This is a genomic window from Pandoraea horticolens (assembly GCF_902459555.1).
GTDB classification, from domain to species: Bacteria; Pseudomonadota; Gammaproteobacteria; order Burkholderiales; family Burkholderiaceae; genus Pandoraea; species Pandoraea horticolens.
Map to the genome: position 1 here is coordinate 438,331 of NZ_CABPSM010000001.1, position 18,540 is coordinate 456,870.

Sequence of the window (18,540 nt, forward strand, 5' to 3'; positions counted from 1 at the left end):
CGATTGGAAAAAATGTGCGGCAAAGCGATGTCTCCCCTAAGCCGCGACAGGGGCGATTTATGCCTGAACACCAAGCACTCCGTTATCGCGTGTTATCCGTACATTTCGCAAATTGACAATTGCGAGGAGCAAGAACCCCCCCGTCGGCCCACCAATTCCGATAAGTCGATGCCCATCGGGAAAGTGCAGTGCCATGCCGTCGATGGCATGCCGAGCAAGGGGGAACGCGGATCACCGAGCGCCGGCGCCGCTATGGAGAACTTTGCGATCGTCGGAATTAGCCCAACCGCAGTGAGAGTATTCACAACGTCGTTTGCCGACGGTGTTATTCAGCGATTTCACAAGGCACATTGCATGCCATGGGTACGCGAGTTTGCTGCGCGCATGAAGCGCCGAAGGCAGGTGACGCAGACGAGGCGTTTGCCTCGCCTGCCTTCGGTTTCAGGACGTCACCGTCTCACGGCGCTGCGCCCGCGTGAGTGCCGTCGACGACGCGGGCCGAACCGTGCGCATTCGCGTCGCTGCGGTCCGGCTCGTGGCTATCGTTCGCCGCCTTGTCTCCCGGCAGCACGAGCGGCCCCTTCCCCGCGAAACGGTCGAGGTAGAGATAGATCACCGGCGTGATGTAGAGCGTGATGACCTGCGAGAACAGCAAGCCCCCGACCACCGCCAACCCGAGCGGCTGACGCAACTCCGCGCCGGCCCCGAGGCCCAGCGCTATCGGCAACGCGCCCATGAGTGCCGCGAGTGTCGTCATCATGATCGGCCGAAAGCGCAGCGCACATGCCTGACGAATGGCTTGCGTGGGTGTCATGCCGCCGTTGCGCTGCGCGTCGAGTGCGAAGTCAATCATCATGATCGCGTTCTTCTTCACAATGCCGATGAGCATCAACACGCCGATCACCGCGATGAGCGACAGATCCATGCCGAACAGACGCAGCGTAATCAGCGCCCCGACGGCCGCCGACGGCAAGCCCGCGAGAATCGTGATCGGATGGATGTAGCTCTCGTAGAGCACACCGAGCAGCACGTAGATCACGAGCAACGCACCGACCAACAGCACAATCTGACTCGACTGCGACTTCTGGAACGCTGCCGCGTCGCCCCCCCAACTCGTGATGATGCTCGGCGGGAAGCCCAGTTGATGCTGGAAGCCGACGATCTTCTGCGACGCATCGCCCAACGCGGCACCCGGTGCGAGATTGAACGACAGCGTGACCGCCTGCAACTGGCCCTGATGGTTCACCGACACCGGCCCCATCTTGCGCTCGACCGTCGCTACCGCCGAGAGCGGCACCAGCGCACCGCCCTTGCCGCGCACGTAAATTTTGTCGAACGCGCCTTCGTCACGACGGTCGTTGTCGTCGGCCTGCAAGATCACCTGATAGCTGTCGCTGGGCGTATAGATGGTCGACACCTGACGCTCGCCGAACGCGCTGTACAACGCGCTTCGAATATCGCCGATGGCCACGCCAAGCGTATTCGCCTTGTCGCGGTCGATGGTGAGCTGCGCTTGCAGGCCTTTCATCTGCGCGTCGGTCGTCACGTCGCGGAAGATCGGATCGGCCCGCATGAGGGTCATCAGCCGGCTGGACCACAATTGCATCTCTCCCGGCTTCACGCTCTGCATCACGTACTGATAGCGGCTCTTGCTCTGCTTACCGCCCAGTTGCAGGTTCTGCACCGGATTGAAGTAGACGTTGAGCCCCGGCACCTGCTTGACGTCGCGCCGCAACCCTTCGAGCACCTCACTCATGTGCGGACGTGCGCCGTGCGGCTTCAGGTTGACGAACATGCGCCCCTGATTGCTGTCGCTGGCCGACACGATCACCGTCTCGACGGCCGGGTTCGCGCGGACGATATCGCCCGCCTGACGCAGCAGCGCCGACATGGCCGTGAACGAAATGTCCTGCGCGCCTTCGGCCGTCACCTGCACCTGTCCGATATCTTCGCTCGGGAAAAAGCCTTTCGGAATCGTAGCGAACAGCACGCCCGTGGCAACAAACGTCGCGGCGGCAGCGCCCATCACCCACTTGCGATGCGCGAGGCACCAATCGACGCTGCGCACGTAGCCGTTCTGCACCCACACAAAGCCGTCTTCGAACCACTGCGTCGCGCGCAGTCCCAGCCCTTCGTCCTGCTCATGCTTGAGAAACCGGCTACACAGCATCGGAATCAACGTGAGCGAGACGGCGGCCGACACCAAAATCGCAAGCGACACCACCACGGCGAACTCGTGGAACATCAACCCGATCACGCCCGGCATGAAGAAGATCGGGATGAACACGGCTACCAGCGAAATCGAGATCGACAGAATCGTGAAGCCCATCTCGCGCGACCCGACCAGCGCCGCGCGTAACGGCGGTACGCCGTTCTCGATATGACGCACGATGTTCTCGAGCATCACGATGGCGTCGTCCACGACCAGCCCTACGGCGAGCGTGATGCCCAACAGCGAGATGTTGTCGATGGAGTAGCCCATGCCCTTCATGAGCGCAACCGTGCCGATGAGCGACACCGGCAGCGACATGACCGGAATCAACGTGGCGGCCAAACGTCGCAGAAACAGGAAGATCACCAGCGTGACGAGAATCACCGTGAGGCCGAGGGTGAACTGCACGTCGTCGATCGATTCTCGAATCGACACCGAACGATCGTTGAGCAGCTTGACCTGAATCGACTGCGGCATCTGCTCAGCCAGACGCGGCAGCGCCGCCTTGACCTGATCGACGGTGGCCACGGTGTTGGCATTGGGCTGACGCAGCACGGCGAGCACAATCGAGCGTTCGCCGTTGACCCAACTGCCCGTCTTCACGGACTCGACACTGTCCTGCACCTCGGCCACGTCGCGCAGATACACCGGGTTGCCGTTGACGCTCGCGATAATGAGGTTCGCGAACTGTTCGGCCTTGGTCATCTGACGGTTGGCCTCGATGGTCAGCGTCTGGCGGGTGCCGTCGAGCGTGCCCACCGGGCTGTTGGCGTTGGCCGACGCCAGCGCACGCGCCACGTCGTCGAGCGTGAGCTTGCGGGCGGCCAGCGCGTCGGGACGCGCCTTCACCCGCACGGCGAAGCGCTTCTGCCCGAAGATCAGCACCTGCGCCACGCCGGGCAGCGTGGACAGCGTGGGAGAGACGAGGTTTTCTGCGTAGTCGTCGAGTTCGGCCAGCGACATCGACGGCGAATTCATCGCGAGGAACAGAATCGGCGCGTCGGCTGGGTTCACCTTGCGGTACGACGGCGGCGTGGTCATTTCCACCGGCAGCTTGCGCTGCGCGCGGAACAGCGCGGCCTGCACGTCGACGGCGGCGGCATCGATATCCCGGTCGCTGTCGAACTCGATGATGATCGAGGTGGTGCCCTGCGTATTGGTCGAACTGATGACCGCCACACCGGCAATCGTCGAGAACTGCTTTTCCATCGGCGCGGCCACCGACGCGGCCATCGTCTCCGGACTCGCACCGGGCAACGTGGCCGTGACCTGAATCACCGGCGAGTTGAAGCTGGGCAGGGCGGAAATCGGGATCTGGCCGTACGCGATCAAGCCAGCCACCACCGCCGCCACGCACAGCAGGATCGTCATGACCGGCCGGCGGATACAGAGTTCGGACAGGTTCATGGCGCTTTCCCTGCGGCGCCATCACGCGCGTCACGTGCGTCACGCGCCGCCACGACCGTCACCGCACTGCCCGGACGCAGGTTCTCGGCGCCCTCCTGCACCACGCGCGCGCCGGCGGGCACGCCTTCGACGACCGCGAGCCTGGCTTCCACGTAGCCAACCTTCACGGGCTTGGCGCTCACCTTGCCGTCTGCGCCGATGACATAGACGAACTTGCCGTCGGGGCCGGTCTGCACCGCCTGCGGCGGCACGACGCTTGCCTGCTTGAGCACGCGGCCGATCACCGCGACGTTCAGATACATGCCGGGCCACAGCGTCGCAGCGCGGTTCTCGTAAGCGGCCTTCAGGCGAATCGTGCCCGTCTGCGAGTCCACGGCGTTATCGATGAAGCTGAGTTGTCCCGTCGCGGTCGTACCGGTCGTGCCGAGCGTGGCCGTCACCGCGACGGGGCCGCCTGCGCGCGCGGCCTGCAACTCGGCCAGTGCGCCTTCCGGCAACGTGAAGCTGATATCGATCGGATCAAGCTGGGTGATGCTCACGAGCACCGCCCCGCCCGGCGTGACGAGACTGCCGGGGTGAACGTTGATCGCCCCGGTGCGGCCGTCGATACCGGCGCGAATCTGGTTGTAATCGACCGCGACCTGACTGGCGGAAATCGCGGCCCGGTCGGCGGCAACCTGCGCGGTGAGGCTGTCGACACCGCTCTGCGCCGTATCGAGCGCGCTTTGCGAGACGAAATGCTCGGCGATCAATTGCCTGGTGCGGGCGAGCGTGCGGCGGGCGTTGGCGAGATCGGCTTCGTCCTTCGCCAGTTGCGCCTGCACCTTCTTGAGGTTGGCCTCGTCCATGCGCGCATCGAGCGAGAACAGCAACTGCCCGGCTTTGACGAAATCGCCTTCCTTGATGTGCACCTGACGGATCGTGCTGGAAATCTGCGGGCGCACCTCGATGGTCTGACGCGCGGTGACCGTGCCGTTGGCGATGAGCCGCACAGGCACGTCGCGCACTTCAACGGTGGCGGTACTCACCGAGGGCGCCACCGCCGCCTTGGCAGGCTTCTCCGCACCGCGAGAGCGTAACCATGCGCCGGCCCCGCCGATCACCGCAACCGCCAGCAAACCGGTAATCCAGCGGCGCGAGCGCGCCGTGCCCCGTGGCGTACCGGCTGCGCCCCCCTGGGTGGCCGTCTGATGCCCGCGGGCGGCAGCGTCCCCCGGCGCGTGCCGGTGGGCGTTCTCGTCACTCATCTTCTTCCCCGTTACCCATGCGACGCCCATTGCCCGGCAAACCCCCGTTCGCCCGGTCGCGTCTGTTTCTTCTGTCAAAACGGCCGTGGATTACCACGGCCGTTCACGTCATGCCATTTTTCTGTTGTTGCCTTACGGCGTTGCGTCATTCCACCTTCATGCCCGTCAGTTCGGGCCTGCCGGGCGGGTAGGACAACTTCAGATCGGTCAGCGCCTGCACCAGCAACTCTGCCACCATCAGGTTACGGTGACGCTTTGAGTCGGAAGGCACGATATACCACGGCGCATCTTCCGTCGAGGTGGCCGATAAAGCCGCCTCGTAGGCCTTGGTGTATTGCGGCCAGAAGCTGCGTTCCTTGAGGTCGTTCAGTTCGAATTTCCAGTGCTTGTTCGGATCGTCGATGCGCTCCTGAAGCCGCTTGCGCTGCTCTTCCGCCGAGATGTGGAGGAAGCACTTGACGATGCGCGTGTGGTTGTCCGCGAGCAGATGTTCGAAGTTGTTGATGTGGGCGTAGCGGCGCTTGCACTCTTCGGCGTCGATCCAGTCGTGCACGCGCGTGATGAGTACGTCTTCGTAATGGCTGCGATTGAAGATCACCAGCTCGCCCGCTGCCGGCACCACCGTGTGAACGCGCCACAGAAAGTCGCGCGCCAGTTCCGTGGGCGTGGGCGACTTGAAATTCGCCACGCGAATGCCGAGCGGATCGACGTTCTGGAACACCGCGCGAATGGTGCTGTCCTTGCCGCTGGTGTCCATACCCTGCAACACGAGCAGGACACGGTGCTTGCTGTTGGCGTGCAGGATGGTCTGCAACTCGTCGAGCTTGAGCGACAGTTCGGCCATGCGAGTCTTGTCGTCGACCTTGCTGTCGCCCGAAAATGGCTTGTCGGCCGGATCGTGGTTCGACAGTTCCAGCTTCTTGCCGAGCGGTACGCGGTATTTCTCGAACATCACCCACTCCTCATGACAGGCTATCCGGCAGTATCGCGCAATTTACCGAGAGGGCAAAAAAAGCGAAGCCCAAGCGAATCGCCCGGTGCGACATGCCGCCACAAGGCGCCGCATGAAGCGCGACGCACACCGCAGACGAACAAAAGCGCGGCACCGAACCGGCTGCCGCGCTTTTGTTTGACGCTTTGCGACTGCCGCGGCGGCGGCAGTCGCAACCTTCGTCAGGCACCGAGCTTCTTCTTGAGTAACTCGTTGACCTGGGCCGGGTTGGCCTTGCCCTTGGTGGCCTTCATCGCCTGACCAACCAGTGCGTTGAACGCCTTCTCCTTACCCGCACGGAACTCCTCGACGGACTTGGCGTTCGCGGCCAGCACTTCGTCGATGATCTTCTCGATCGCGCCCGTGTCGGTGATCTGCTTCAGCCCCTTCGCCTCGATGATGCGGTCTGCCGCACCGTCGTCGGTAGCGCGCTCTTCCCACATCAACTGGAAGACTTCCTTGGCGATTTTGTTGGAGATCGTGTTGTCGGCGATACGGGCGAGCAGACCCGCGAGCTGGGCGCTCGACACGGGGCTGTCGGCAATGCCGATATCTTCGCGGTTCAGCAGCGACGACAGTTCGCCCATGATCCAGTTGGCGGCCGGCTTGGCGCTTGCCTTGCCCGCCTTGGCGACCACGGCTTCGAAGTACGCGGCCTGGGCTTTCGATTGGGTGAGCACGGCGGCGTCGTAATCAGACAGACCGTACGACTCGACGAAACGCACCTGCATACCGGCCGGCAGTTCGGGCAGCGCGGCGCGCACGCGTTCGACCCACGCGCCGTCGATCACGAGCGGCATCAGATCCGGGTCCGGGAAATAACGGTAGTCGTGCGCGTCTTCCTTGCTGCGCATCGAACGCGTTTCCTTCTTGTCCGGATCGTACAGACGCGTTTCCTGCACCACCGTGCCGCCATCTTCGATCAGTTCGATCTGACGGCGCACTTCGTACTGAATCGCTTCTTCGAGAAAACGGAACGAGTTCAGGTTCTTGATCTCGGCGCGCGTGCCGAATGCTTCCTGGCCGACCGGGCGCACCGACACGTTGGCGTCGCAACGGAACGAACCTTCCTGCATGTTGCCGTCGCAAATGCCGAGCCACACCACCAGTCCATGCAACGCCTTGGCATACGCGACGGCCTCGGCAGCGCTGCGCATGTCGGGCTCGGTCACGATCTCGAGCAGCGGCGTGCCGGCACGGTTCAGATCGATGCCGGTCATGCCGGCGAAGTCTTCGTGCAGCGATTTGCCCGCGTCTTCCTCAAGGTGCGCGCGCGTGAGCGTGACGACCTTTTCGTACGCTTCACGGCCGGTACGGGCATCCGCTTCGACCTGAATCTTCAGCGAGCCACCCTGCACCACCGGAATTTCGTATTGGCTGATCTGATAGCCCTTCGGCAGATCGGGGTAGAAGTAATTCTTGCGCGCGAAGATGCTGCGCGGCGCGATCGTCGCCCCGATGGCCAGACCGAATTCGATCGCGCGCTCGACGGCGCCGCGATTGAGCACCGGCAACACCCCCGGCAGCGCCAGATCCACGGGGCAGGCCTGCGTGTTGGGGGCCGCGCCGAACTGTGTCGATGCGCCCGAGAAAATCTTGGAAGCGGTGGAGAGCTGTGCGTGCGTCTCCAGACCAATAACGACTTCCCATTGCATAAGGTTCACCCTGTCTCAACTTGTCGGCACGGCGCATTCGCCCTGCCCTTGCCGCCGGTCGTCTCCGCTGCGGTGACGCTCCGGCCTGTTCCTGTTCGTCGGTCGCTGCTGACGCTTATCTGCCAGTTCCCGCCGCGCAAATCCCCGAGTGCGGATCGAAGCTCACCGGCCATGCATTCTCGTAGATACCCGGCGTGCAATACGCCTCGCAGTTCGCATGTCCGATGGTCACGTTGCCTGGGTCCTGCCAGATGAGCAACTTGCAACTCCCGCTGTTCGCGCGCAGCTCGATGCTCGGACGCCACTGCGTCTGGTGAAAGTCCGCCAGATTGAAGTGGCAGCTCCCGCGCTTGCCGACCCACAGACGCCAGTCGAGCGACTGCACCTGATTGGCCGACACATTGAGCGTCGCCTGTTCGCGGAAACCGTCCTCGTCCGTCTGCGAGCAATACCCCGACAGATTGATCTCGCGGTACGCAATCGGTGTCGGCCGCCCGAACGGCAGGGTGCACGACGCGAGCGTGAGCACCATGCCGGCAAGCGTCAGCCCCTTGGCCAGGGCCAGCGTAGCCGTGCGCGAACCGGCAGGCGCGAGAGACCTCACCACACGCGGGCGGCTCATGATCAAACGCCCGACGGCGCGCGCTTGTGCCAGTCGGTCGCGCGCTGGAACGCGTCGGCCACTTGCAGCAGGCGAGCTTCGTCGAAGTAGTTGCCGATCAGTTGCAGGCCGACCGGGCGTGCATCGCGTCCCGGCCCGACCGGCAGGCTCATGCCCGGCAGACCGGCCAGGCTGACCGACAGCGTGTAGATATCCGCCAGATACATCTGCACCGGATCGGCGCTCTTCTCGCCGAGGTTCCACGCGACCGACGGGGCCACCGGCCCCATGATGACGTCGCACTGCGAGAACGCGTTCTGGAAGTCCTGGGCGATCAAGCGGCGAATCTTCTGCGCTTGCAGATAGTAGGCGTCGTAGTAACCGTGCGAGAGCACGTACGTACCCACGAGAATGCGACGCTTGACCTCGGTGCCGAAACCTTCGGCACGCGACTTCTTGTACATGTCGAGCAGATCGCGGTACTCGGCGGCGCGGTGGCCGTAACGCACACCGTCGAAACGCGACAGGTTCGACGAGGCTTCGGCCGGGGCCAGCACGTAGTACACGGGGATCGACAGTTCCGTCTTGGGCAGCGACACCGGCACGCGCACGGCGCCAAGCGTCTCGAACTCGCGCAAGGCGTTGTCGACGGCTTCGCGCACGTCGGCATCGAGACCTTCACCGAAATACTCAGCCGGCAGTCCGATGCGCAGTCCGGCCAGCGGCTTGTCCGCCGTGGCGCCGTCGAGCGGCTTGCCCAGCGCGCGCGCGAAGTCTTCGTCGGCACGCTCGAGGCTGGTCGAGTCGCGGGCATCGAAGCCCGCCATGCCGTTAAGCATCCACGCGCAGTCTGCCGCGCTGTGACCGAACGGGCCGCCCTGATCGAGCGACGACGCGAACGCGATCATGCCGTAGCGCGACACGCGCCCGTACGTCGGCTTGATACCCGTCACGCCGCAGAAGGCGGCCGGCTGACGGATCGAGCCGCCGGTGTCGGTGCCGGTCGCGACCGGCGCGAGACGCGCAGCCACCGCAGCGGCCGAACCACCCGACGAACCGCCGGGCACGGCACGCTTGTCCCACGGGTTCTTCACCGGACCGTAGTGCGAATTCTCGTTCGACGAGCCCATCGCGAACTCGTCCATATTGGTCTTGCCCAGCGTGACCATACCGGCCTGCGCCAAACGCTCGACCACGGCCGCGTCATACGGGCTCACGTAGTTCTCGAGCATGCGCGAGCCTGCCGTGCTGCGCCAGCCGCGGGTGACGAACACGTCCTTGTGCGCGACGGGAATGCCCAGCAGGGACTGGTTCGCGCCATCGCCCGCCGCAATGCGGGCATCAGCTGCACGTGCCTGCGCAAGACTGGCCTCGGCATCGACGTGCACGAAGGCGTTCAGATCGGCAGCGCCGGCAATACGGTCCAGATAGTGCTGCGTCAGTTCGACGCTCGAGACGCGCTTGGCGTCGAGCGCGGCGCGCAAATCCTGCAAATGAATCAGATCTTGTTCCATGATGGCTGCTGTGTAGCGCGTGAGGGAATGAGGTGCGCCAAGGGCGCGCGGCGACACGTTGCGTAAGCCCCAGCCGGGCCGGGCAGGCCGGACGCCAGACAACGCGCCGGACTCATTCGATGACTTTCGGCACCAGATAGAGGCCGTCCTGCACGGCAGGGGCCGGACGTTGATTGGCGTCGCGGTCGACCACTTCCGTCACGACGTCGGTACGCAGCCGCTGGGCAACTGCCTGAATTTGCTCGATCGGATGCGCAAGCGGAGCAACGCCCTTCGTATCGACCGACTGCATCTGCTCGACGAGCGCGAAGAAGCCGTTCAGCTCCTTTTCCATATGAGCCGCCTCGTCTTCGGCCAGCTCGAGACGCGCGAGATGAGCGATGCGTTTGACGTCTGAGAGATTCAAAGCCATGAAGAAATCCCGAAAAAATGCGCATTGGAGAGCAGCCGGATGCGCACCTGACGCCAATATTAGGGACAGAATGCGGAGAATGCGCGAATGAGATCGAACTCGTCTGCGGTTTTACTCCGTGCACCGGGCCGCGCAGGAGGGCTGGCGCGCCGCGCCACAAGGCTCCCGGCACAAACGCCGAGGGCGCCGAATGTGGTGTCAACGTGCTCGTTTTTCCTGCAAAACCTGCGAAATTATAAGGTATCATTGCGCATTAAATTTGCGTCGGAGCGTGTTTTTGCACCCTTCGCCGCTGTCGCGCAGGTGGGCCACGGTCAATCCGGGGGGCGTGACAGATGATCGCGCAGTCCATTGGAAGACCCTGACGCGACGGATTTATAACGGCAGCCCCGCCTCCTGCCCGGTACAGCATTCCTCGGTTTGTCCGCACGTTTCGCGAGCCGCCGCGTGGCGCCTGGCGATTTTTTTGCGAACAGTCCGGAACCCAGATGACAGGCAGTCGTCCCAGTCACATCCCTTGGGGCGTCCTCACGCAAACACAGGATTTTGCATGTTCGGTTTTCTTCGCAGCTATTTCTCCAATGACCTGGCCATCGACCTGGGCACGGCCAACACCCTCATTTATATGCGCGGCAAGGGCGTCGTTCTCGACGAACCGTCGGTCGTCGCCATTCGCCAAGAGGGTGGCCCGAGCGGTAAGAAGACGATTCAAGCCGTCGGCAAGGAAGCCAAGCAGATGCTCGGCAAGGTGCCGGGCAACATCGAGGCGATTCGCCCGATGAAGGATGGCGTGATCGCCGACTTCACGGTCACGGAGCAGATGATCAAGCAGTTCATCAAGATGGCACACGAGTCGCGCCTGTTCTCGCCGTCGCCGCGCATCATCATCTGCGTGCCGTGCGGTTCGACTCAGGTCGAGCGCCGCGCCATCAAGGAAGCCGCACACGGTGCCGGCGCCTCGCAGGTGTATCTGATCGAAGAGCCGATGGCTGCCGCCATCGGTGCCGGCCTGCCGGTCTCGGAAGCCACGGGCTCGATGGTCGTCGACATCGGCGGCGGCACGACCGAGGTGGGCGTGATCTCGCTGGGCGGCATCGTCTACAAGGGTTCGGTGCGCGTCGGTGGCGACAAGTTCGACGAAGCCATCGTCAACTACATCCGCCGCAACTACGGCATGCTGATCGGCGAACAGACCGCAGAAGCGATCAAGAAGGAAATCGGCTCGGCCTTCCCGGGTTCCGAAGTCAAGGAAATGGAAGTGAAGGGGCGCAACCTCTCGGAAGGGATTCCGCGTGCCTTCACCATTTCGAGCAACGAAATCCTCGAAGCGCTGACCGATCCGCTCAACCAGATCGTGTCGTCGGTGAAAATCGCCCTGGAACAGACCCCACCCGAACTCGGCGCCGACATCGCCGAGCGCGGCATGATGCTCACCGGTGGCGGCGCGCTGCTGCGTGATCTGGACCGTCTGCTCGCGGAAGAAACCGGCCTGCCGGTGCTCGTGGCAGAAGACCCGCTGACCTGCGTGGTGCGCGGTTCGGGCATGGCACTCGAGCGCATGGACAAGCTCGGCAGCATCTTCTCCTACGAGTAGAGCAACGTGCGTGGTCCGTCGTCCGGCGCGGTGGGGCAATCCCTTCCACACCTCGCCAGACACGGCCGACCCCGCAGCAAGACCACGCGCGCGGAGCTTGCCGTCAGGCGGTTCCGTCGCGCCCGACTGACACCATTCGCGCACCGCAGCGGCTCGCTGCGCGTGCTTCCCTGAAGGGCCTACCATGCAGTACAGTCCGCCGCCACTGTTCAAACAGGGACCGTCGGCGTTGGCCCGGCTGATCTGTTTCGTCGCGCTCGCCATCGGCCTGCTCGTGGTCGACTCGCACTACAACACGCTGGAACGGGTTCGGGCCGTTGTCGGCACCGCCCTCTATCCGGTGCAACGCATGATGCTGTTGCCGCGCGACGCCATTCTCGGCGTGGCGGGCTTCTTCTCGACCGAATCGCAACTCACTGGCGAGAACCGCACGCTTCGCGAGCAAAATCTCGAACTCTCCGTCCAGGCCCAGCGCAATAACCAGTTGATGGTCGAGAACGAACATCTGCGCCAGATGCTCGCGCTGCGCGAGCGCCTGCCCGTGCCAAGCATTCCCGCCGAAATCGAATACGACACACGCGACCCGTTCACGCAGCGCGTAGTCATTGATCGCGGCACGAGACACGGCGTGAAGCTGGGCGCACCGGTCGTCACGGAACAGGGGCTGCTCGGCCAGGTCTCACGTGTATTCCTGCTGCAAAGCGAAGTCACGCTGCTCACCGACAAGGAACAGGCCGTGCCCGTGCAGGTCACGCGCAGCGGTGTGCATAGCGTGATCTACGGCGGCATGCGTGGCGACGTGCTCGACCTGCGCTTCATTCCGCTGTCGGCCGACGTCAAGGTCGGCGACGAAATCGCCACCAGCGGTCTGGACGGCATCTACCCCGCCGGTCTGCCCGTGGCCCGTATTACCAAGGTCGACCGCGTCTCGGATACCGCGTTTGCGCGCATTCTGTGTCAGCCGGTGGCCAATCTGCGCAGCCAGCGTCAGGTGCTGGTGCTGCAATACACCACGCCGCTCGCCCTGCACCCGGACGCCGCCGCCGATCTCGCGCGCGCCTCCGATCCGTCGGCAAGCGGCGAAAAGCCTGGCCAGAAGGGTGCCACGCGCGCCGATCCGAAGCGCGCACCGACGCTCCGAAAGGGCCATTGAGGAATCGACATGTCACGACCGCAATACATTCTGCTGCCGGTCAATCCGTACTTCATCGCGCTCAGTCTCGTGGTGGCGTTTCTGGTGAACCTGATGCCGTGGGGCCATGCCCCGGCCATGCCCGACTTCGTCGCGCTGGTGCTGATGTTCTGGAACATCCACCAGCCGCGCAAGGTGGGCATGGGCGTGGCATTTCTCGTCGGGCTGTTGATGGACGTGCACAACGCCGGTTTGCTCGGCGAACATGCACTCGCCTATACGCTGCTGTCGTACGGTGCGATCATGATTCACCGTCGCGTTCTGTTCTTCACGCTGCTCGGGCAGGCGCTGACGGTACTGCCGCTACTGCTGCTCGCCCATGTGGTGCCGTTCATCATTCGTCTGGCAACCGGCGCGGCATTTCCGGGTTGGTGGCCGCTCGCGGCGAGCTTCGTCGAAGCCTTGCTCTGGCCGGTAATCAGTATCCTGCTGTTGGCGCCGCAGAAACGCGCTGTCGACCGCGACGACACGCGACCGATCTGATGGGCCGCCCACCTGCAAGAGCGCACCATCGAGTTCCGCCCGCCCAGCCAGAATGACCGAGTTCAAGAACCCCCAGCAACAACTGCAGACGTTTCATCTGCGGGTGACGGCGGCTGCGTTTTTCGTGCTGATCTGCTTCAGCCTGCTCGCGGTGCGTTTCGTCTACCTCCAGGTCTTCCGTCACAATCAGTACGCGCTGCAAGCCGACGAAAACCGCGTCTCGCTCGCGCCGATCGTGCCCAACCGGGGCGTGATCATGGATCGCAACGGCGTGGTGCTCGCGCGCAACTACTCCGCCTACACGCTGGAGGTCACACCGTCGAAGATTGGCCGTCCGCTCGAGGACCTCATCACCGATCTGTCCGACGTGATCGAGATCACGCCGCGCGACCGCGCCCGCTTCAAGAAGCTCATGGACGACAGCAAGAGCTTCGAGAGCCTGCCGATCCGCACGCGCCTGACCGACGAAGAAGTCGCCCGCTTCACCGCACAGCGTTTCCGCTTCCCCGGCGTGGATGTGCACGCCCGCCTGTTCCGTCAGTACCCGCTCGGCGAGACGGCCGCGCACGTGATCGGCTATATCGGCCGGATCTCGCTGCGCGATCGCCAGCGGATCGAAGCGATGAGCGATGAGAACGACAGCGATAGCGCCAAGTACGATATCCGCCGCGACGTCAATAACTACAAGGGCACCGATTACATCGGCAAGATCGGCGTCGAGCAGAGTTACGAGACGCAGCTCCACGGCATCACCGGTTTCGAGGAAATCGAAGTGACCGCCGGCGGCCGGCCGGTGCGCACGATTTCGCGCACCCCCGCCACCCCGGGCGATAACCTCGTGCTGTCCATCGACATCAAACTCCAGCAGGTGGCCGAGCAAGCCTTTGCCGGACGGCGAGGCGCCGTCGTGGCCATCGAGCCGAAGACGGGCGACGTGCTCGCGTTCGTGTCGGCCCCGAGCTTCGATCCGAACATGTTCGTCGAAGGCATCGACCAGCAGAATTGGGACGCGCTGAACAACTCGCCCGACCGCCCGCTGCTCAACCGTCCGCTGCGCGGCACCTACCCGATCGGCTCGACGTACAAGCCGTTCATGGCGCTCGCCGCACTCGAACTCGGCAAACGCACGACCAATTGGGGCTTCCAGGACACGGGCTCGTTCACGCTCGGCAACCACACGTTCCGCAACGACATTCGCAACGGTCAGGGCTGGATCGACATGTACCGCTCGATCGTCGTGTCGAACGACACGTATTACTACATGCTCGCGCATGACCTCGGTGTGAACGCCATCCACGACTTCATGGCGCCGCTCGGCTTCGGTCAGTTGACGGGCATCGACATCGAAGGCGAAGCGCGCGGCATTCTGCCGTCGACCGAGTGGAAGCGCAAAGCCTACAAGAAGCCCGCGCAGCAGAAGTGGTACGACGGCGAAACGATCAGTCTGGGCATCGGCCAGGGTTACAACTCGTTCACGATTCTGCAACTGGCGCACGCCACGGCCACGCTGGCCAACAACGGCGTGGTGATGAAGCCTCACCTGGTCAAGGCCGTCGAAGACCCGGTGTCGCACTCGCGCCAGTTGACCGTGCCACATGAGAGCGCGCGGCTGCCGTATAAGCAGGCGGACGTCGATTTCGTCAAACGGGCGATGGTCGGCGTCATCAAGGAAGGTACGGGCCGTCAGGCGTTCGCCGGTGCCCCGTACGACGCCGGCGGCAAGACGGGCACGGCGCAGGTCTACTCGCTGGGCAAGAACGAGAAGTACAACCACAACGCGATTCCCGAATTCAAGCGCGACCACGCGTTGTTCATCGCTTTCGCCCCCGCCGAAGATCCGAAGATCGCCATCGCGCTGATCGTCGAGAACGCCGGTTGGGGCGGCGCACAGGCGGGTCCGGTCGCGCGCCGTCTGCTCGATTACTACCTCATCGACGAACCCAAGGAGCGCGCTGCGGAAGCGGCAGCGTTGCAGGCTTCGGCGTCTGCGCCGCGCGCCGCCTCGGGGGCGTTGGGTGTGTCCGCCGCACCGGACGCGCCGCCCGCCAGCGCCGCCGAACTCGGAGGCCGTACCGCCGGCGCCCCGGCGAGCGTGGCGCGCGTGGCTCCGGTTCCCGCCACGGCATCGGGGCCCACCGCAGGCGCGCCGCGCGCGACCGAAGGCAAGGCCGCCACAGTACCGGCAGCACCGGAAACGCCGAAGCCGTCCCCGCCACGTCAGCCCGCCGTGAGCCCGACCATCGCCGACGAGGCCCGCCATCGCGCCGCCATTCGTGCGCAAGGAGGAACGCCATGATGGCGCTCGACAAACATACGTGGAGAGAGCAGGTCAAACGCCTGTTCGTCGGCTTCGACAAGCCGCTGGCGCTGATCGTCTTCCTGCTGCTGTGCGTGGGACTGGTGACGCTCTACAGCGCCAGTATCGATGTGCCGGGCCGCGTTGAAGACCAGATCCGCAACATCGTGCTCACGTTCATGCTGATGTGGGTGCTGGCGATGATGCCGACGCAAACGCTGATGAAGTTCGCGGTGCCGCTTTATACGGCCGGCGTTGCGTTATTGATCGCCGTCGCGATGTTCGGACTGACGAAGAAGGGCGCGAGGCGCTGGCTGAACATCGGCATGGTGATTCAGCCGTCCGAGATCATGAAGATCGCCATGCCGCTGATGCTCGCCTGGTACTTCCAGAAGCGCGAAGGCAACATTCGCTGGTTCGATTATCTGGCTGCGCTGGCGCTGCTCGGCGTGCCGGTCGGACTGATTGCGAAGCAGCCCGACCTCGGCACCGGCCTGCTCGTGGCGGCGGCCGGCCTTTATGTGATCTATCTGGCCGGCCTGTCGTGGAAATTGATTCTGCCGGTGCTCATCGCCGGGGTGCTTGGCGTCGGCACGATCCTCGCGCTCGAAGACAAGATCTGCCAGCCGGACGTCGAATGGCACATCCTGCACGACTATCAGAAGCACCGCGTGTGCACGCTGCTGGACCCGACGACGGACCCGCTCGGCAAGGGCTTCCACACGATTCAATCGGTCATCGCCATCGGCTCCGGCGGCACCATGGGCAAAGGCTGGCTCAAAGGGACGCAGGCGCACCTTGAGTTCATCCCCGAGAAGCACACCGACTTCATCTTCGCCGTGTTCGCGGAAGAATTCGGGCTGATTGGCGAAGGCGTACTGCTGGTGCTGTATTTGTTGCTGGTGGCGCGCGGGCTGATGATTGCAGCTTCCGGCGCGACCCTGTTCGGGCGGTTGCTCGCCGGGTCTGTCACGATGATCTTCTTCACCTACGCCTTCGTGAACATGGGGATGGTGAGCGGCATTCTGCCGGTGGTCGGCGTGCCACTGCCGTTCATGAGCTACGGCGGTACCGCGCTGGTCACGCTCGGTCTCGGCGTCGGCATTCTGATGAGCGTTGCGCGCGAGAAGCGGCTCATGCAGAGCTGACGGTGCTCTGACGCCACGGCGCCGGGAAGTTGAGAAGCGGCAGGGTTATCGCCCTGCCGTTTTTATTTTGGCGGGTGGCTTAGCGAGCCGGGGACGATGCGGGAAACGACGGCTGCGTACGCTCGCGATTCATTGCGTCGAGTTTGCCCTGAGCCGCCACGTCGCCCTGTGCGGCGGCCTTTTCGTACCACAGACGCGCCCGCTCGAGATCCGGTGTGACGACCCCATAGCCGCGCTCGTAGTAGCTCGCCACGATGTACTGCGACGGCAGGTCGCCGCCGCGCGCCGCCTTTTCGTACCAGCCGAACGCGGCCTTGTAATCCTTGGGGACACCGCGTCCGATGAAGTACTCGTTGGCGATGGCCGCCTGCGCTTGCACATGCCCCTGCTTCGCGGCCTTCTCGTACCAGAGATTGGCCTGAGGAATCGACTTGCCGACGACGTAACCGTCGTCGAACATCTTCCCGTAGACGTATTGCGCCTGCGTCATGCCTGCATTCGCGGCGCGCTCCAGCCAATGCACGGCGCCGTTCGGATCGGCGGTGCCCCCTTCGCCGTTGAGCAGCATCATCGCGTAGTCGAACTGCGCCAGACGATTGCCTTGTTCGGCCGCCCGGCGGAACTCCTCTAACGCCTGCGACTGCTGCCCCGCTTCATACTGATGGACGGCCTGATCGGTCAGTGTCTGCGCGGGGGCCTGTGCGGCAGCCACCGCATAGGGAATCGGCTGGCACGCCACACTCGCGAGCGTAGCGGTAAGACCGGCGAGCAGCCGGCGCATGGCGAAAGACGGCGACATGACAAACCTCCGGGGCGAGCCTGCATCTATTGTGCGCCAATCGAAAAAGACATGCCGGCGCCGCCCGTCTTCGACGTCTGGCCAATAAAAAACCCCGGCATATGGCCGGGGTTGGGTGCCTCGGAAAGCGGCCGGCTTACGGCTTGATGTAAGCGTAGCCCTTCTGCTGCAAGCGCGTGAGTTCGACCACGCCCGAGGGGGTGAAGTCGGCGTCGAGCACGAACTGGTCCTTCTTCAGATTGCGCTGCTTGAGCGTAATTTCGCACACCTCGAACTTGACGCCACGGGCATGCAGCGCCGAGATCAGCGGCCCGACGGTCGCGGCGTCCTTGTAGCTCTCCATCAGGAAATCGACCCCTTGTGCATGGGCGACGACCACAATGTCGGAATCCGGCACGGTGTCGAGCTGGTTGCGGATGTTGCGCAAACCGGCAAGTGCCTGATGCTCGGCGTCGTTGATGTGATACACGACCTTGTCGCGCGCAAACGCCGGCGTGGCGGGCAGCGCAAACGCGGTGAGCAGGAATGCGGCCAGCAAGCCGCGCAGCAGCGTCTTCATGTGTGGAGTCTCCCCTGTTGGTTACGTCGTTCCAGCCGCATCATAGCGCGTTGGCACGCTGCGGGGCATCGATGAAACACGCCGGCCCAACCGGTGTCAGACAGCCGAACTCGGATAGCCGTGTCGCAAATACCATTCCAGGCTCGGCGGACTGTACGCAGGCGGGGAGTCGGAGAGCGGCGCGCTCGGAAGGGCTTGGTGAGGCGCGATGTGGCTTGCCGAATAGGGCGGCGGCGCGCCCCATGCACCGCCGGTCTGCGTTGCCGAATACGGCGGTGGTACGTCTGGCGCACCGTCGGTCTGCGCCGGCATATCGAATGACCAGAGGTGAGCCGCTCGCGCCGCGTCGGGCGATGCGATGCCGCCAGCCGATCGTGGCCCCGTAAAATCCGCCCGAAAATCGCCACGAGGGAGCGGAGGTGCGCTCGGT

Annotated in this window: 14 protein-coding genes; 5 read left to right on the plus strand and 9 right to left on the minus strand. The window is 64.0% G+C overall.

Annotated features, from left to right (window positions below; all coding sequences use genetic code 11):
• Window positions 1–457 precede the first annotated feature (457 nt).
• The 7 genes from PHO31112_RS02080 to gatC all read right to left on the minus strand — a co-directional run bounded on the left by PHO31112_RS02080 (window position 458) and on the right by gatC (window position 10,039).
• Complete coding sequence (locus tag PHO31112_RS02080; protein ID WP_150618959.1) at window positions 458–3,619, minus strand: efflux RND transporter permease subunit; 3,162 nt, start codon at window positions 3,617–3,619, stop codon at window positions 458–460.
• Complete coding sequence (locus PHO31112_RS02085) at window positions 3,616–4,866, minus strand: efflux RND transporter periplasmic adaptor subunit (protein WP_150618960.1); 1,251 nt, start codon at window positions 4,864–4,866, stop codon at window positions 3,616–3,618. Before PHO31112_RS02085 ends, PHO31112_RS02080 begins: the two co-directional genes overlap by 4 nt.
• Window positions 4,867–5,011: 145 nt before the next feature.
• Entirely contained in the window at window positions 5,012–5,818 is an 807-nt protein-coding gene (locus PHO31112_RS02090) for a polyphosphate kinase 2 family protein (protein ID WP_150618961.1), read from the minus strand.
• Window positions 5,819–6,039: 221 nt separating this feature from the next.
• Window positions 6,040–7,512 carry an Asp-tRNA(Asn)/Glu-tRNA(Gln) amidotransferase subunit GatB gene (gene gatB, locus PHO31112_RS02095; protein WP_174995510.1) on the minus strand — a complete coding sequence of 491 codons (1,473 nt, stop codon included), beginning with the start codon at window positions 7,510–7,512 and terminating at the stop codon, window positions 6,040–6,042.
• 115 nt (window positions 7,513–7,627) lie between these two features.
• On the minus strand, window positions 7,628–8,134 hold the full coding sequence (locus PHO31112_RS02100) for a hypothetical protein (protein WP_150618963.1): 507 nt from the start codon (window positions 8,132–8,134) through the stop codon (window positions 7,628–7,630).
• Between the two features lie 2 nt (window positions 8,135–8,136).
• The gene (gene gatA, locus PHO31112_RS02105; RefSeq protein ID WP_150618964.1) at window positions 8,137–9,627 is read right to left on the minus strand and encodes an Asp-tRNA(Asn)/Glu-tRNA(Gln) amidotransferase subunit GatA; all 1,491 of its coding nucleotides are present in this window, start codon (window positions 9,625–9,627) and stop codon (window positions 8,137–8,139) included.
• A 112-nt stretch (window positions 9,628–9,739) separates the two neighbouring features.
• A complete protein-coding gene (gene gatC, locus PHO31112_RS02110) occupies window positions 9,740–10,039 on the minus strand; it encodes an Asp-tRNA(Asn)/Glu-tRNA(Gln) amidotransferase subunit GatC (protein ID WP_010805636.1) in 300 nt (99 codons plus the stop codon).
• A gap of 550 nt (window positions 10,040–10,589) precedes the next feature.
• On the opposite strand from gatC, the gene PHO31112_RS02115 reads away from it, so the two are divergent.
• From PHO31112_RS02115 to rodA, 5 genes are all read left to right on the plus strand, one after another.
• Window positions 10,590–11,633, plus strand: a complete 1,044-nt coding sequence (locus PHO31112_RS02115; protein ID WP_010805637.1) for a rod shape-determining protein — start codon at window positions 10,590–10,592, stop codon at window positions 11,631–11,633.
• Between the two features lie 184 nt (window positions 11,634–11,817).
• Complete coding sequence (mreC, locus tag PHO31112_RS02120) at window positions 11,818–12,786, plus strand: rod shape-determining protein MreC (protein WP_150618965.1); 969 nt, start codon at window positions 11,818–11,820, stop codon at window positions 12,784–12,786.
• A gap of 9 nt (window positions 12,787–12,795) precedes the next feature.
• Window positions 12,796–13,308 carry a rod shape-determining protein MreD gene (gene mreD / locus PHO31112_RS02125; protein ID WP_010805639.1) on the plus strand — a complete coding sequence of 171 codons (513 nt, stop codon included), beginning with the start codon at window positions 12,796–12,798 and terminating at the stop codon, window positions 13,306–13,308.
• Window positions 13,309–13,360: 52 nt separating this feature from the next.
• Window positions 13,361–15,604: a penicillin-binding protein 2 gene (gene mrdA / locus PHO31112_RS02130; RefSeq protein WP_150618966.1), complete on the plus strand. Its 2,244-nt coding sequence runs from the start codon at window positions 13,361–13,363 to the stop codon at window positions 15,602–15,604.
• Window positions 15,604–16,752 carry a rod shape-determining protein RodA gene (gene rodA / locus PHO31112_RS02135; protein WP_150619254.1) on the plus strand — a complete coding sequence of 383 codons (1,149 nt, stop codon included), beginning with the start codon at window positions 15,604–15,606 and terminating at the stop codon, window positions 16,750–16,752. Before mrdA ends, rodA begins: the two co-directional genes overlap by 1 nt.
• A 79-nt stretch (window positions 16,753–16,831) precedes the next feature.
• Here the strand turns inward: rodA and PHO31112_RS02140 are convergent, their stop codons facing one another.
• A complete protein-coding gene (locus PHO31112_RS02140; RefSeq protein ID WP_150618967.1) occupies window positions 16,832–17,551 on the minus strand; it encodes a tetratricopeptide repeat protein in 720 nt (239 codons plus the stop codon).
• A gap of 136 nt (window positions 17,552–17,687) precedes the next feature.
• The gene (locus PHO31112_RS02145; protein WP_010805643.1) at window positions 17,688–18,110 is read right to left on the minus strand and encodes a DsrE family protein; all 423 of its coding nucleotides are present in this window, start codon (window positions 18,108–18,110) and stop codon (window positions 17,688–17,690) included.
• Window positions 18,111–18,540 lie beyond the last annotated feature (430 nt).

What these genes read in the sequence shown, in the direction of transcription:
- PHO31112_RS02085 (WP_150618960.1), bottom strand. Translation starts at nt 4,866, where the DNA reads ATGAGTGACGAGAACGCCCACCGGCACGCGCCGGGGGACGCTGCCGCC.
- mrdA (WP_150618966.1), top strand. Translation starts at nt 13,361, where the DNA reads ATGACCGAGTTCAAGAACCCCCAGCAACAACTGCAGACGTTTCATCTG.
- gatB (WP_174995510.1), bottom strand. Translation starts at nt 7,512, where the DNA reads ATGCAATGGGAAGTCGTTATTGGTCTGGAGACGCACGCACAGCTCTCC.
- PHO31112_RS02140 (WP_150618967.1), bottom strand. Translation starts at nt 17,551, where the DNA reads ATGTCGCCGTCTTTCGCCATGCGCCGGCTGCTCGCCGGTCTTACCGCT.
- PHO31112_RS02080 (WP_150618959.1), bottom strand. Translation starts at nt 3,619, where the DNA reads ATGAACCTGTCCGAACTCTGTATCCGCCGGCCGGTCATGACGATCCTG.
- mreC (WP_150618965.1), top strand. Translation starts at nt 11,818, where the DNA reads ATGCAGTACAGTCCGCCGCCACTGTTCAAACAGGGACCGTCGGCGTTG.
- PHO31112_RS02100 (WP_150618963.1), bottom strand. Translation starts at nt 8,134, where the DNA reads ATGAGCCGCCCGCGTGTGGTGAGGTCTCTCGCGCCTGCCGGTTCGCGC.
- PHO31112_RS02115 (WP_010805637.1), top strand. Translation starts at nt 10,590, where the DNA reads ATGTTCGGTTTTCTTCGCAGCTATTTCTCCAATGACCTGGCCATCGAC.
- PHO31112_RS02145 (WP_010805643.1), bottom strand. Translation starts at nt 18,110, where the DNA reads ATGAAGACGCTGCTGCGCGGCTTGCTGGCCGCATTCCTGCTCACCGCG.
- PHO31112_RS02090 (WP_150618961.1), bottom strand. Translation starts at nt 5,818, where the DNA reads ATGTTCGAGAAATACCGCGTACCGCTCGGCAAGAAGCTGGAACTGTCG.
- gatA (WP_150618964.1), bottom strand. Translation starts at nt 9,627, where the DNA reads ATGGAACAAGATCTGATTCATTTGCAGGATTTGCGCGCCGCGCTCGAC.
- rodA (WP_150619254.1), top strand. Translation starts at nt 15,604, where the DNA reads ATGGCGCTCGACAAACATACGTGGAGAGAGCAGGTCAAACGCCTGTTC.
- gatC (WP_010805636.1), bottom strand. Translation starts at nt 10,039, where the DNA reads ATGGCTTTGAATCTCTCAGACGTCAAACGCATCGCTCATCTCGCGCGT.
- mreD (WP_010805639.1), top strand. Translation starts at nt 12,796, where the DNA reads ATGTCACGACCGCAATACATTCTGCTGCCGGTCAATCCGTACTTCATC.